The 13,872-nt window shown below is 70.1% G+C and carries 16 protein-coding genes; 6 read left to right on the forward strand and 10 right to left on the reverse strand.

The genetic code is table 11. The features are described 5' to 3' along the window. Positions 1-71: 71 nt before the first annotated feature. Positions 72-356: a heavy-metal-associated domain-containing protein gene (locus GAS53_RS06020; RefSeq protein WP_151476368.1), complete on the reverse strand. Its 285-nt coding sequence runs from the start codon at positions 354-356 to the stop codon at positions 72-74. Positions 357-552: 196 nt separating this feature from the next. Here GAS53_RS06020 and GAS53_RS06025 point away from each other — a divergent pair, with 196 nt between their 5' ends. Continuing rightward, positions 553-1,542, forward strand: coding sequence for a hypothetical protein (locus tag GAS53_RS06025; RefSeq protein WP_151476369.1), 990 nt, complete (start codon positions 553-555; stop codon positions 1,540-1,542). A gap of 146 nt (positions 1,543-1,688) precedes the next feature. Then, complete coding sequence (locus GAS53_RS06030) at positions 1,689-2,417, forward strand: DUF5134 domain-containing protein (protein ID WP_151476370.1); 729 nt, start codon at positions 1,689-1,691, stop codon at positions 2,415-2,417. A gap of 18 nt (positions 2,418-2,435) precedes the next feature. On the opposite strand, the gene GAS53_RS06035 is transcribed toward GAS53_RS06030, so the two are convergent. Next, on the reverse strand, positions 2,436-3,641 hold the full coding sequence (locus tag GAS53_RS06035) for a L,D-transpeptidase (protein WP_151476371.1): 1,206 nt from the start codon (positions 3,639-3,641) through the stop codon (positions 2,436-2,438). 280 nt (positions 3,642-3,921) lie between these two features. Here GAS53_RS06035 and GAS53_RS06040 point away from each other — a divergent pair, with 280 nt between their 5' ends. Further along, positions 3,922-4,554: a DUF2218 domain-containing protein gene (locus GAS53_RS06040; protein ID WP_192582978.1), complete on the forward strand. Its 633-nt coding sequence runs from the start codon at positions 3,922-3,924 to the stop codon at positions 4,552-4,554. Positions 4,555-4,765: 211 nt separating this feature from the next. On the opposite strand, the gene GAS53_RS06045 is transcribed toward GAS53_RS06040, so the two are convergent. The 3 genes from GAS53_RS06045 to GAS53_RS06055 all read right to left on the reverse strand — a co-directional run bounded on the left by GAS53_RS06045 (position 4,766) and on the right by GAS53_RS06055 (position 7,437). After that, positions 4,766-5,512, reverse strand: coding sequence for a phosphotransferase family protein (locus GAS53_RS06045; RefSeq protein ID WP_151476373.1), 747 nt, complete (start codon positions 5,510-5,512; stop codon positions 4,766-4,768). Between the two features lie 147 nt (positions 5,513-5,659). Then, on the reverse strand, positions 5,660-6,775 hold the full coding sequence (locus GAS53_RS06050) for a sensor histidine kinase (RefSeq protein WP_151476374.1): 1,116 nt from the start codon (positions 6,773-6,775) through the stop codon (positions 5,660-5,662). Then, complete coding sequence (locus tag GAS53_RS06055) at positions 6,775-7,437, reverse strand: response regulator (protein ID WP_151476375.1); 663 nt, start codon at positions 7,435-7,437, stop codon at positions 6,775-6,777. The genes GAS53_RS06050 and GAS53_RS06055 overlap by 1 nt, the downstream gene beginning before the upstream one ends. Before the next feature lie 177 nt (positions 7,438-7,614). On the opposite strand from GAS53_RS06055, the gene GAS53_RS06060 reads away from it, so the two are divergent. Beyond that, complete coding sequence (locus GAS53_RS06060; protein ID WP_151476376.1) at positions 7,615-8,859, forward strand: DUF418 domain-containing protein; 1,245 nt, start codon at positions 7,615-7,617, stop codon at positions 8,857-8,859. 49 nt (positions 8,860-8,908) lie between these two features. Here GAS53_RS06060 and GAS53_RS06065 read toward each other — a convergent pair whose 3' ends face one another. The 5 genes from GAS53_RS06065 to GAS53_RS06085 form a co-directional block, all read right to left on the reverse strand. Further along, complete coding sequence (locus GAS53_RS06065) at positions 8,909-9,562, reverse strand: TetR/AcrR family transcriptional regulator (protein ID WP_151476377.1); 654 nt, start codon at positions 9,560-9,562, stop codon at positions 8,909-8,911. Between the two features lie 111 nt (positions 9,563-9,673). Next, positions 9,674-10,699, reverse strand: coding sequence for a C40 family peptidase (locus tag GAS53_RS06070; RefSeq protein WP_151476378.1), 1,026 nt, complete (start codon positions 10,697-10,699; stop codon positions 9,674-9,676). Between the two features lie 161 nt (positions 10,700-10,860). Further along, positions 10,861-11,772 (reverse strand): M56 family metallopeptidase, encoded by a 912-nt coding sequence (locus GAS53_RS06075; RefSeq protein ID WP_151476379.1) that lies wholly within the window; start codon positions 11,770-11,772, stop codon positions 10,861-10,863. Further along, positions 11,769-12,137 (reverse strand): BlaI/MecI/CopY family transcriptional regulator, encoded by a 369-nt coding sequence (locus GAS53_RS06080; RefSeq protein WP_151476380.1) that lies wholly within the window; start codon positions 12,135-12,137, stop codon positions 11,769-11,771. Before GAS53_RS06080 ends, GAS53_RS06075 begins: the two co-directional genes overlap by 4 nt. 83 nt (positions 12,138-12,220) lie before the next feature. Then, the gene (locus GAS53_RS06085; protein ID WP_151476381.1) at positions 12,221-12,442 is read right to left on the reverse strand and encodes a heavy-metal-associated domain-containing protein; all 222 of its coding nucleotides are present in this window, start codon (positions 12,440-12,442) and stop codon (positions 12,221-12,223) included. 112 nt (positions 12,443-12,554) lie between these two features. On the opposite strand from GAS53_RS06085, the gene GAS53_RS06090 reads away from it, so the two are divergent. After that, a complete protein-coding gene (locus GAS53_RS06090; protein ID WP_225858769.1) occupies positions 12,555-12,962 on the forward strand; it encodes a DUF6153 family protein in 408 nt (135 codons plus the stop codon). Positions 12,963-13,052: 90 nt separating this feature from the next. Further along, positions 13,053-13,694 (forward strand): DUF305 domain-containing protein, encoded by a 642-nt coding sequence (locus GAS53_RS06095; RefSeq protein ID WP_151476383.1) that lies wholly within the window; start codon positions 13,053-13,055, stop codon positions 13,692-13,694. Positions 13,695-13,872: the final 178 nt, after the last annotated feature.

Genomic DNA, 13,872 nt, shown 5'->3' on the forward strand with positions numbered 1-13,872 from the left:
CTCCTCGTACGGGGGTGGGTGGCCGGGACCCCGCGTTGTCCCGGCCTCGGCGGATGCGGGGGAGTGCGGGGTCAGGCCCGGCCGGTCAGCTCGTAGCCGGCGTCGTCCACGACCTCGGCGATCAGGGTGTCGTCCGGCTCGGCGGCGCTGACGACGGTGACCCGACCTGTTTCCAGGTCGACGTCGACCTCGGTCACGCCGTCCAGCTCGCCGATGACCTTGGTGAGTGTGGCCTTGCAGTGGCCACAGGTCATCCCGGAGACGGCGTACGTGGTCGTGACGCCCTCGGTGGTTGTCGCCTGGCCGGAGGTGCCGGTCGAGCAGGTGCCGTCGGTGGAGCAGCAGGACGAGGACATGGGTTCCTCCTGATGGATAAGGTTGCTGGTCGGATACGGGGCGGGGGTATCCGCACCGAGGTCATTTATACCCCCAGTGGGTATCTGGTGCAAGCGTCTGACGGCCTTGACTTTATACCCCCTAGGGGTATGTTGAAGTGCGTGGAGGGCCACGTACCCAAGCCACCGCCCCCACTCGACCCCACAGGAGACGGCCATGCACACCGGAGTGAAGATCACCGCGTTCGCCGCCGCACTCGCCGCGACCTTCGGCACTGCCTACGGCGTGGGCCAGGGCATCGACCCCGTCGTCGGGGACGGCGAATCCGCGACCCACGACACCCACACCGAGGCGTCACCGACACCGGAGGGAGGCGGCGGCCACGCGGAGCACGAGTCGGCGGCGGGGGGCGAGTCGAGGCCGGCCGGCGGACTGCAGATCTCCGAAGGCGGCTACACCCTCGATCTCGAGACTCCGCGCGTCGAGGCCCGGCAGCGCGCCGACCTGCGCTTCGCCATCCGGGACGAGAGCGGTCGCGCGGTGACCTCGTACCAGCGCGAACACGACAAGGAACTCCACCTCATCGTGGCCTCACGCGACCTGGTCACCTATCGCCACCTGCACCCCACCCGCGCCGCCGACGGAACCTGGAGCATCCCCGTCGAGCTGCCCCGGGCGGGCGGCTACCGCGTCTTCGCCGACTTCACCCCGGCGAAGAAGGGGGTCGAGAACCTCACCCTCGGCGCCGACCTCGCGGCCTCGGGCCCCTACGAGCCGCAGGAACTGCCGACGCCGAGCACCACGGCCAAGACCGGCGGATACGAGGTCAAGCTGGCCGGTGGCCTGCGCCCGGGCGCGGCAGGCGAACTGGAGCTGAACGTCTCCCGCAACGGCAAGCCCGTCACCGACCTCCAGCCCTACCTCGGTGCGTACGGCCACCTCGTGGCCCTGCGCTCCGGCGACCTCGCCTATCTCCACGTCCACCCCAACGGCGAACCCGGCGACGGCAGGACGAAGTCGGGCCCCGGCATCTCCTTCACCGCCACCGCGCCCAGCACCGGCACCTACCGCCTCTTCCTCGACTTCAAGCACCAGGGCGTGGTCCGGACCGCCGCGTTCACCGTCCACGCCGGAACGGCGGCGGCGAGCGGAGACGGCGACCAGAGCGAGGCCACCGAAGAGGCTTCGGGCGGCCACCAGCACTGATCGGGCGGCCACCAGACGGAGTTGACCTTGCGTCACTCCGCTCCCACTCGTCCTGAGTCGGATCGCCGTCCGCTACGTACTAAGGGTGTACGTAGTAGGCGATCGGCGAGCCGGGCAACGGGCCGGCTCCCGCGAGGGGTGGCGACATGACGGGTCCGCTTCTGGGCTGGACGTTGGTGGTGTTGGGAGTCGGTGTGGCCATCGGCAACCTGCTCCGAATGGCCCTGGTCAGAGGCTGGGCACGGTACGAAGCGGCGGCCGAGGTCGCGATGGGCGCGGGGATGGCGATGATGGCCGCACCTCCGACGGCGGGCGCCTACGGCACGTACGGCGCGTGGTGGGCCGCGGTCTTCGGCGCGCTCTGTCTCGGCGGAGTGGCGCTGTCCGTACGGCATGCGTCCCGAGGCGGTCTGCGGCACCTGCGCCACGGGGCCCACCTCGTCATCGGCAGCGCCGCCATGGTGCTCATGACGCTGGCCATGCCGGGAAGCACGTCCTCACCCGCGCTCGCACTGGTCGGTTCCGCCGGGCACGGAGCCATGCCGGGAATGGAGGGCATGGCCGGAATGGAGGGTATGGGCGCTCACGGCCACGGCGGCACGGCGGATGCCGCCGCCTCCACGGAAGGTGCGCTCGTATGGCGTGCGGCCTTCTGGGCGTTGGCCCTGTACTTCCTGATCTTCATGGCCCTGGCCGTACGCGCCCGGGTACGCGGTACCGACGGGATGCCGCGGGCCGTGGTGGGCGAAGGACGGGCTCGCCACCGTCGCGCGCCCCGGGATCCCTCGGTGCTCTCCGTGCCGAACGCACGCCTCGCCGGTCATGTCGGCATGGGCGGATCGATGGCGACGATGCTGTTGATGATGGCTGCCTGACGGTGGCCGAGGGCCTGGTCAGCGCAGCGCGCTGCCTTCCTTCCAGGTGTCCCAGTCGACGTTCCAGTCGCCGTAGCCGTTGTTGGCCGCCACGGTGTCGACGGAGTTGACTACGGTGACCGGGTCGCCGAGGTGGACCTGGTCGTAGAACCACTTGGCGTCACTCGTGCTCATGCCGATGCAGCCGTGGCTGCCGTTGACCACGCCGAACTTGCCCTCGTTCCACGGCGCCGCGTGGGCGTAGGTTCCGGACGGGGTCAGCTGGACGTCCCACTTGACCTCGCCGAGGTCGTACGCCTCGGGGCCGAAGATGCCGACGGTGTCCGAGTTCATGCGCAGGGTCGGCACCTTGCCGAGTACGACCATCGTGCCGTTCCACGTCTCGAAGCCCTTTTTGCCGGCGGAGATCTTCAGGGTCCGGAGCGTCTTGCCGTTCCTGGCGACCGTCATCGTCTTCTTCCTGGCGTCGACGGTGCTGGTCACGGCGTCGCCTATCCGGAAGTTCACGACGCGCTGCTGCGTGCCGTAGACCCCGCCGCCCGCGTTGACGCCCGCGAGATCCATGCGCAGGGTGACCTCGGTGCCGGTCTTCCAGTACGTCTCGGGGCGGTAGTCGACGCGGTCCTTGCCGTCGCGGTCCTTCATCCAGCTCCAGGAGCCTTCGACCGCCGGAGAAGCGGTGACCTTCAGCTTCCGCTCGACCGCCGCCTTGTCGCGAATCGGCTTGTTGAACGTGATCGAGACCGGCATCGCCACGCCGACCTTCGTGCCCTTGTCGGGGAAGTAGGTGCCGACGAAGGCGTTCCGCGCGGCCTCGGTGGTGAACGAAGTGGTCTTGTCGAGCGCCGATCCGCCGGACGCGGTGCCCCGCGCTTTCACGGTGTAAGTGGCGCCCGGGGCCAGGGGCGTGCTGGACGTCCACACGCTCTTGTCCTCGGACCAGGTGCCGGAGAGCTTGCCGGGGCCGGGAGAGCCGACCTCGACCGACGACAGGGATCCGCCCTGAGCGCGTACGGTCACTTTTCGGTTCACCGGCACCTTCCCCGTGCCGCTGCCGGGCTTCACGACGATCGCTGCCGGGCCGTTCTTGCCGTCGTTGTCCCCCGAGCCGCTGTCGTTCCCGCCGCCTCCGCTGCACGCGGCAAGAACGACGGCGGCGGCCGAGGCGAGTGCGAGCGGCTGCGCGGTCCGGCGGTTGAACCGTGGTGTCAGGCGCTTTCGCATGAGGTCGTCCCTCGTAGCTGAATATCTAAGTTACTTCGTAGACGGGAGGTGGGAGCTCCCGGTTCTCGGTCGGCGGACCGTGTACCCCCCGTTCCACCGTGTATGAATCCGGTCGTCTAGGCATACACCGTGACGGTGGCGATACGCACTGCATTGACAGAGACAGTGTGTATCGATAAGGCTGGAGGTGTCAGTGAGGGGCCCGGACAGAGACCCCGAACACCGGATACGACGGCAGGGACACCGGCATGGCCGGCTCGAGATGCCCGAAGGGAACGCCATGCTGATCGCCGAAGCCCGCGTCGAGACCGAACGCGCGAGCCGCTACCTCGTCCAACTCTGCGGCCACGCCCAGCAGATGGGACGGCGCCCGCACCATCGGCCACGCGTTCACGGCGGCGGTGACACGCACCGGCCCCCCGAGGTGCACGATGTCGACTGGTCCGACACCCATGGAACCGTTCGCCTGAGCCTGGGGCAGTGGACCATGCGGGCCACTCCGGAGGCCCTGGTGCTGCGCGCCGAGGCCCTCGACGAGGAAGACCTGCAGAGGATGCAGGACCTCATCGCCGCACGCCTCGAGAAGATCGGCAGACGCGATCACCTGACGGTGGCCTGGCAACGACCTGAAGCATCCCGTACGCACCACGGCGCGGATGACCGGACCGACGGCCCGCCCTCGCCGCAGGAGCCGGGGCGGACCGGCCGTGCCGCACGCCCATGGACCCTCAAGGCAGTCGTCGGCATCGCGGCGCTGATGGTCGCCGCGCATCTGGTGCTGGGCGGCTCCGCGTTGGCGGCCTCGCGGTGGCTGGGCTGGGGCGTCGGTGCCATCGGCCTGGCGCTCGTCCTGGTGAAGGTCATCGGGATGGGCGGCTTCGCCCTCCGCCACCGCCTCAGGCGCACGCGATGACACTGCCGGCCGGCACGGCTGCGGCCTGGGCGAGTACCTGTTGGGTCGTGGAAGGGAACGATCGCGCTGTTCGTCCCCCTCGGCTGCGCCGTCATCTGCCGGCGACGAGTCCGCACCGCAGTTGGCCGGGAGTAGGGGCAGGCTGTGCGCCCCAGGAGAGGGCCTGCTCGATGCGTCAGAACGCCCTCATGGCAGGCGGGCCCGTGCAGCCTCACATCCGGGATCTCAGCACGTCGACCTCACAGCCCGGCGTGAACGGGTCGAAGCCGTGCTCGATAAGCCAGCGAACAATCAGCAGGCTTCGCAACGACCACCACGCGTGGATCACGTCGAGGGCGATGTCGGTGCCATAGCCGGCGATGACGTCGTCGAGGTGCTCCTCGTGTCCGAGCGTGAAGGTGGCGAGGTCGTACAGGGCATCACCGTGGCCCGCCTCGGACCAGTCGATGATGCCCGTGACCTCGTCGCCGTCGACGAAGACGTGCGCGATCTGCAGGTCGCCGTGCGTGAACGCCGGAGTCCACGGCCGGAGCGCCGCCTCGGCGACCCGGCGGTTGCGGGTGACCAGGTCGGCGGGCAGGACGCCGTTCGTCACGAGCCACTCGCACTCGTCGTCGAGTTCCGCCGCCAGCGCGACGATGCTCCGGCCGGCCCGGCCGGGCCGGGGCGGCAGCGGCGCGTCGTGCAGCTTCCGGATGGCGGCGCCCGCCGCGGCCCACGCCGCCGGCGACCCGGTCGACGGCCCGCCGAGGCGCCCGAGCGTCGTCCCCGGGAGTGCGGCGATCGCGAGCACGGGCGGCTTGCGCCACAGGACCTCCGGGGTCGGGACCGGCGCGAGGGCCATCGCCTCGACCTCGGCGTCGATGCGCGCCTGATCGGCGTCCACCTTCAGGAACACGTCGCCGACGCGCAGGGTCGCGCGCTCGGAATGGGCGACGACGACTTTGACCTCATCCATGGGCGACCAGTATCCCGGGGATGATCGCCGACGTCGCCGGGTTTATCGCGTGTGATGGAGGTGGGGTGCGTTTCCGCGCCCGCCGCGATGGGGGCGCCTCCCGCTCGAGCGAAGTCGAGAGTGGGGGAGGCCGATGTACCGTCCGCGTCAGCTCCCGGTATCCCGGACCGGAAGTCGCAGACGGAGTTCGTAACCGCCGTCGGCCGTGGGGCCGGACGTGACGGTGCCGCCGAGGAGTTCGGCCCGCTGGCGCAGGCCGACGAGGCCGTGATGGGCGCCGGGCAGGGGGAGGGCGGGCCGGGTCGGGACGGTGTTGGTGACGGTGGCGTGAACGGTGTCGTCCTCGTGGTGGACATGGATGGTGGCCGTGGCGCCGGGGGCGTGCTTGCGTACGTTGGTCAGTGCTTCCTGGACGGTGCGGTAGACGGCGCGCTGGACGGCCGGTGGGAGGTCGTCGGGCAGGGTCGTGCGCAGGTCGGCCTCGATGCCGCTGGTGCTGACCAGCCGCTGGAGGTCGGCCAGGGACGGCTGGGGAGTCAGCTCGGTGGGGCGGCTTCCGGAGGCGCGCAGCACGCTGACCATGTGCCGCAGTTCGTCGAGTGTCTGCACACTGAGCCGCCGGATGGTGGCCGCGGCCTCCTTGGCCTCCGGGTCGCGGGTGCCCACCTGGAGCACTCCGGCTCGCACCGCGATGAGGCTGACCTGGTGGGAGACCACGTCGTGCATCTCCCGGGCGAGCTGCGCGCGTTCCTTCGCCAGCACACCCTGGGCCAGCAGCCGGCGCTCGTGCTCGCGTGCTTCGGATATCTCGGCGAGCCGTAGCGACAGCTCACGTCCGGCCTGGACGAGCTGGCCGAGGAAGACGGGAGCTGCTGCCGTCGCCAGGCTGTAGGTGACGGTGATCAGATCGGCGGGCTCCGACAGGTCGGCGAACTCCGGTGACGGCCACGACCACTCGGTGATGTCGCAGGCCGCGACCGACATGGCGCAGACGGCGAGCAGAACGCGATGGCGTGTGAGGGAAGCGAGTGTGTACAGCGCGACCAGAGTGGCGAACACCGCGTCGCTGACCAGGGCGGTCGGCAGCGCCAGCAGGAAGGTCAGCAACGGCAGACGGCGACGGAGCGCGAGAGAGAAGGCGGCGAGCAGGGCGCAGACCATGCGCAGTGGCTCATCGGTGGGGACATGGATCCAGACGTCCAGCAGGGAGACCGCGACGAGCGCGGCGTCCAGCAGGGGGGCGGGCACGCGCCGGGGCTTCATCAGCCCTCCATGTCCCGCGGCGGCCTGAGCAGGCCCGCGCGTTCGGCGAGCAGGGCCGCCTGGACGCGGCTGCCCACCTCCAACTTGGAGAGCACGGCACTCACATGGTCCTTGACCGTGCTGATGCTCAGATGCATCCGGGCACCGATACCGGTATTGGACAGTCCCTCCGCGATGAGAACGAGCACGGCACGCTCGCGGTCGGTCAGCCGGGCGACACAACGAGCGGCGGCTTCCCGTGGACCGTTGTCCAGGTATCCGTCCACGACAGTGCGGGTGACCCGGGACGACAGGACGACCCCGCCGTCGGCCAAGGTGCGTACCAGATGCGGCAGTTGCTCGGGATCCGTGTCCTTGAGCAGAAACCCGGCGGCCCCCGAGCGCAGTGCGGTCGCCACATACTCGTCCATGTCGAACGTCGTGAGCATGGCCACCACGGGCGGCTGTGGCAGCCGGCGCAGGTCGGCCAGGACGGTGAGCCCGTCCACGTCCGGCATCCGGATGTCGAGCAGCACGACCTCGGGACACAACTCCCGCACGGTGCGGACCGCCTGGCCGCCGGGGACCGCCGCCACGACCTCGATGTCGTCCGCGGAGTCGAGGATGTGCTTGAAGCCCGTACGGATCAGGGCCTCGTCGTCGACCACCAGTACCCGGATCACCTGCGCCCCCCTCGCCATGGGACCGCCGTCGGATCGCTACGACGCCAGGGGGGCGCCCGCCGGTTCCTCGGCGCCGGCGCTCGCCACGCGGCGGGGGCGGCTCCGGCCGGTCGGCGGGGCAACTCCGGTCACCCGCCGGATGGGCGGACGCCCATGCCCACCCCGACCCTGGAACCCATGACACACGACGCGCCATCGGCCTCACCGTCGATGTCCCTCACACCCGCCCTGGAGATGGGCCGCCCTCCCACTCCCGCCCGTACGCCGTCGACAGGGCGGCTCATCGGCATCGATCTGGCCCGCGGACTCGCGGTCTTCGGCATGTACGCCGCCCATGTCGGCCCGGACCCGGCGGTGGGCGGGCCGCTGGGCTTCTTCCTGGAGCTGGCGCGCGGCCGCTCCTCCGCGCTCTTCGCCCTGCTCGCCGGTTTCTCGCTCGTGCTCATCACCGGCCGCCCGCACCCCCGCACCGGTCGTGCCGGACGGCAGGCAGTGGGCAGGATCGTCATCCGCTCCCTCGTCCTGATCGCGCTGGGCTTCGCCCTGACCGCCCTGGACACCGACGTCGACGTGATCCTCGCCTTCTACGGGCTGATCTTCCTCGCCGTCCTCCCGCTGTACCGGCTGCGAGCCCGGACGCTGGCGGTCGTCGCCGCCGCGAGCGCGCTGGTCATGCCCCAACTGCTGTATGTGATACGCCAGTCGATCGACAACGGGGACTGGGCCGACACCGTCATCGGCCGGGACCCGCTGGCCCGGCTCAGCGACACGGACGGTCTCGTCGAGCTGCTGTTCACCGGCGAGTACCCGGTACTCACCTGGATGCCGTTCATGATCGCGGGCATGGCGGTGGCCCGGCTCGACCTCACCCGAGCCAGGATCCGCACCCGGCTCGCCCTGACCGGAGGCGGGCTGGCCGTGCTCGGCTACGGCGGCTCATGGCTGGCCCTGCGCCTCGTCCCGCGCGCGCAGACCACCATCGCCGCCGCTACGGACGGGGATGCGGGAGCCTCGGCGTGGTGGTCCGACACCGTCGGCTACCTCATCGACGGCACCCCGGCCGTCTGGCTGCTGGTGGCCGCGCCGCACAGCCAGACGACCTTCTCCATCCTCGGCAACACGGGTGTCGCGCTCGTCGTCGTGGCCGTGTGCGTCGCCGCCACCGCCCGGATGCCGCGCTTCACACGCATGGCCACCCCCGTGTCCGCGGTCGGCATGGTCTCGCTGACCGCCTACACCTTGCACATCCTCGCCATCCGGGCCGTCGGCATGGAGGAGGAGACCGTCCCGGCCCTGGTCGCGCTGCTCGCCTTCATCGCGACCGCCATGCTGCTGGCGAGCATCTGGACACGACACTTCCGCCGCGGCCCCCTGGAGTACCTGCTCCACACCAGCACTCGACCCACCCGCCACATCAAGTGACGCCGGGCGCGAGCCGTCGACGCGGAGGCGCGAGACGAGCGGTGAGCGCTCAGTGATCGGAGCGTTCTGCGCGATGGTGGGAATGTTCGTGCCGACTCGTCCTCGGTTTCCGGTCGTCCGGCACGGCATGCGTGTCACGCAGTCCGGACAACGTGACCGTGACAAGACGATGCGCCGCTGCCTCCGAGGGCAGGGCGGCAGCGGCCGTAAGGGCGTGGAGGCAGTACGTGGCGAGCTCGTCTGGTGCGACATCGTCACGGAAGTCACCGCTCCGCACGCCCTCGGCCAGCAGGTCCCGGACCATGCCGTGGAGCTGCTCCTGCGCCCGGAGGACCCGCTCGTCGCGATGGAGGAACGCCGCGAGTTCGGTGCCGTGGTGCGCTCGGGACTCGCGTGAGATGTGGGCGAACGCCCTCAGGACCGCCTCGAGCCGCTCGCCGGCTTCATCGGCTTCATCTCGCACCTCCGCCAGATGGGCGAGGTGCTCGGTGACCTGACGGTCGTGCCAGGCGAGCAGGATCGCCTCGACGTCCGGGAAGTACTTGTACAGCGTGGCCCGTCCGATGCCGGCCTTCTCCGCGATCTGCGACATCGTCACCGACCGCACGCCGTGCTCGGCGGCCAGCTCGGCGGTGGACTCCAGAATCGCGTCGCGCACCGCACGGCGGTGCGCCTCGATCGTCTCGTTCCACAGCTTAGGCATCGCATCAGTGTACGGCGCGGCGGTCTCAATACACTCTGTTGAATATCGTAGACAGAGCGTCTTGCAAAACAAGGTGCGGGCGTTGGGTCCAGGGCCGGCCGGCCGCGTGGGTCAGGGTCGGCTGGCGGCGAAGAACGGCATGCTGTCGAGGGGGACGATCTCGATGTTCTTGCCGGTGCGGGGCGCGTGGATGGCCTTGCCGTTGCCGACGTACATCCCGTTGTGCTGGTTGTCGTTGTACCAGTAGATGATGTCGCCGGGCTGCAGATCCGACCTGGCGACCTTGCGGCCGGCGTCGTACTGCTGCTTGACCGTGCGGGGGAGCGAGACGCCCGCCGCACGCCACGAGGCGCCGGTCAGCCCGGAGCAGTCGAAGGAGTTGGGGCCGGTCGAACCCCACTCGTAAGGCTTGCCGAGCTGGGCGTACGCGAAGTCGAGCGCGGCCTTGGCGCGGCCGCTCGCCGGTCCGTTGTACGTCGCCGCACTGTCGCTGGCGCCCGAGGCGGCGTCCGCGCGCTCCTGGTCGGCCTCCATCTTGGCGCGCTGCTGGGCCGTCAGGCTGTTCAGGAGCCGGCGGGCCTTGGCGAGTTTGCCCTGGATCTCGTCCTTGGTCTCGGCGGCCTTGGTCCGCGTCTCTTCCAGGGATTCGAGGCGCTTCGTGACGGCCGCGCGTTCCTGCGTGAGCTCGCGTTGCTTGCTCTGCATGGCCCGTAGGGCGTCGGCCTGCCGGTCGCTGGTACGGCCCATCATCTGGGCCTTGTCGAGGTAGTCGTCGGGATCGCCGGACAGGAAGAGCTGCACGCTGGGGTCGATGCCGCCGCTGCGGTACTGCGCGGTGGCCAACGGGCCTATCTTCGCGCGCAGTTCGTTGATCTCCTCCTGCTTGCGGGCTATCCGGTCCTGTCCGCGGTCGGCCTCGCGCTGGAGCTTCTTCTGCTCCTCGCGGATGCGGTTGTACTCCTCGGTGGGGGCCTCCGCCTCCTCGTAGAGCTTCTCCACCTGCCCCCGCACCTCGTCCACCGTCGGCTTGGGAGCGGCCTGGCTCTGCGTCGGCAGGAGGCTGACGGCGCCGGCGGCAACGCCGAGGGTGGCGATCCGGGCCCGGCTGGGCGGCTTCGGCCGACGGTGCGTTCCCATCGTGAGGTGACTCCTCTGCGCGTCATGTGGATCGAGCGACGGCTCCGCCGGACGCCGGACCGGCGGCCGAAGGCATCGAGCACTCAAGTGCGTCAGAACTTAGTTCCTTAGTAGTTCACATCGCAAGTGAGTGCGAGTCGCGGGCGTCTCGCGCGGACCGGTCAGCCGAGGCCGGGCGGGCACGCGACCAGCAACGGCAGCAGCGGAACCACCACGGCCGCCGCGGCCACGGAACCCCACAGGGCGGGATGCGGCGCCCGGCGCGGGCCCAGGATCCGCTGCACGCGGATCAGGGCGCCGTGGCCGCCCGCCGCGAACGCACCCTTGGGGGCGCGGGACGCCACCATCTCGTACATCGCGGTGGCCAGCGCGTCATGGGAGTGACTGCGCAGCGCACGGTCGTCCGCGATCATCTCCAGCAGGAGCGCCGTCTGCTCCCGGGCGTGGCGTGCCAGCGGCAGCCGAGGGAACACCGAGTGGAACGCCTCCGCGGCGGCCAGGGCCAGATGATGACGGCCCGCGATATGGGCCCGCTCGTGTTCCAGCACGGCGCCGAGCTGCTCCCGCGTCAACTGACGGACGGCGGCGTCACTGACCACGATCCGTGGCCGACGGCCGGGCAGACAGTAGGCGGCAGGGGTGTCGTACGGCAGGACGGTCGCGCGCAGCCTCGCCGAGCGGCGGCCCACCAGGTCCACGGCCTGCCGGTGACGGCCCCGCGCCCGACGGGCCCGTACGACATGGAAGGCGAAGCTCGCGAGCAACGCGGCCCCGATGGCGACGGGCAGCGCGACGGCGAGCTGGTGTGCCGTGTCGGGATCGGGCCGGCCGGTGTCCACATGCAGTCCGCAGGAGTGCAGCAGACCGACCAGCCCCGCGTGCAGGTGCTCGGTCGGCATGGCCAGGTTGTACGCGGCGAGCGCGGCCCCGATCGCGAACGAGACCGCCAAGGCGTGCCACACCGCTGCCGCCAGGGCGGGCGCCCGGTGCGGCCAGCGGCTGCGCAGCAGCAGGTACGGGGCCGCGAAGCCGATGGCTGCCGTGTAACCGACCAGGACCGGGGCCGCGTTCACGACTTCGCCTGTCGTCCCACGTTCCGCAGGGCCTTGCGGAGAGCCGCGACCTCCTCGTCCGACATGTTCTCGACGAAGTGGATCAGCGCCGCCGGCCGGTCCTTGCTGGCTCCGAGGCCGTCCTCCATGAGCGCGGCGGCGTACGCCTCGCGGCTGCGAACCGGGCTGTACAGCCAGGCGCGGCCCTGCTTGCCGCGCAGCAACCAGCCCTTGTTGTACAGGATGTTGGTCACGGTCATCACCGTGGTGTAGGCGACGGGACGGTGTTTGTTGATGTCGTCGACGACCTCGCGCACCGTCGCCGGACGGTCCCACGTCCAGAAGCGGTCCATGATCTCCGCCTCGAGGTCCCCCAGCCGTCGCATTTCCCTGACTTCCCTTCGCCGCCGAGTACGCAGGGCCATAGTAGACGGCAGGACTGTCGGGCTTCCTGGGCGGAGGTGGAGGGTCACAGCCGCCCGGTGAGTTCGTAGCCCGCCTCGTCGACGGCGTCGCGCACCTGAGCATCGTCGAGCGGGGTGGTGGAGGTCACGGTGACGTGGCCCGTGGGGATGTCGACCTGTACGTCGACGACGGTCTCGAGCGCCGAGACCTCTTCCTTCACGGCACTCTCGCAGTGGCTGCACGTCATGCCGGACACGTGGTATTCGGTCTTGAGTATGTCGGACATCGGGTCCTCCCCTGGAGAAGATGTGATACCCCGGGTAGGTATCATCGCTCCGTGTCTACTCCGGTGGCACCTGAGAAGCAAGGGACCAATGGCCTGTGCCTACGATGAGGTTGTGACCCGCCTCGGACAGCTCGCACGACCGCAATCGCCATTGCGGTTCGGTGGGCTGCTCGTGTGCGCCCTGCTGCTGGGCCTCCTCGGTATGCACGGTCTCGGGCCCGTCCCTGAGGCCGACGCCGGACATGACCGGACGGCGACGGCCGCTCCCATGCGGGTCATGGCTTCGATGCCGCACCAGTGCGATCACGGCGAGGGCGGCTGTACGGGGCACGCCGAGCACGCGGATCCGACGTGCGCGTCGGCATCCGTCGCCGGGTCGCCTGCGGTGGTGCCGGTCCTGCTGCCCGATGTGGTGGCCTGTGCCGGGGCGCCGACCGCGAGTACGCCCCCGACTGACAGCGGTCCCGACGGCGGCCGGGCGCCACCGTCACTCTCCGAACTCCAACTCCTGCGGATCTAGAGCGTCCCGCGCGACGCCGCACGCCCGAGAGGCGCGGCGGCGCGTTCCGGAATGCCCTTCACCGATCCGATCTGATCCAGGAGTTCAACGATGACTGCGCACCGCACGCTCATCCGCCGTACCGCTCTCGCCGCCACCGCGGGAGTCGCCGCCCTCGTCCTCGCCGCCTGTGGCGGTGACAGTGACAGCGGCGGGCACGACATGGGGTCCATGGAGTCCGACTCCAGCAAGACCGCGACCGCCTCGGCCGAGGCCGGTGCTCACAACGACGCGGACGTCGAGTTCGCCACGGAGATGATCCAGCACCACCGTCAGGCCGTCGATATGGCCGAGATGGCCGACAGCCGGGCCTCCTCGCAGGAGGTCAAGGACCTGGCCACGAAGATCAAGGGGGCCCAGGACCCGGAGATCAAGACCATGTCCGGCTGGCTCACGTCATGGGGCGAGGAGATCCCCGAGGACATGTCCGGCATGGAGGGCCACGACATGTCCTCCGGGATGCCCGGCATGATGAGCAGCGAGGACATGGACAAGCTGGACAAGGCCTCCGGCGCGGAGTTCGACACGATGTTCCTCGAGATGATGGTCGAGCACCACGAGGGAGCCATCGAGATGGCCAACACCGAGAAGGCCGACGGCAAATACGGTGCCGCCACGAAGCTCGCGGACGATGTCATCACGGCCCAGACCGCCGAAATCAAGCAGATGAACCAGATGCTCGGCAAGAGCTGACGCATCGTCGGAAGGTGGTGGACCGGCGGGGCGGGACCCCGTCGGTTCACCTGCCACTGTGCGGCTGAGGCCGGGCCCGTCGTGGCCTGACCGGATCCGTCCACGGGCGGGCGGGCCAGGGTTGACGGTCCGCTCGCCCGTGAACACTTGACGGGTCATGCCCCTGGGTTGTGGGCTG

Origin of the sequence: Streptomyces albicerus (assembly GCF_008905045.1) — a bacterium.
Taxonomy (GTDB): Bacteria; Actinomycetota; Actinomycetes; order Streptomycetales; family Streptomycetaceae; genus Streptomyces; species Streptomyces albicerus.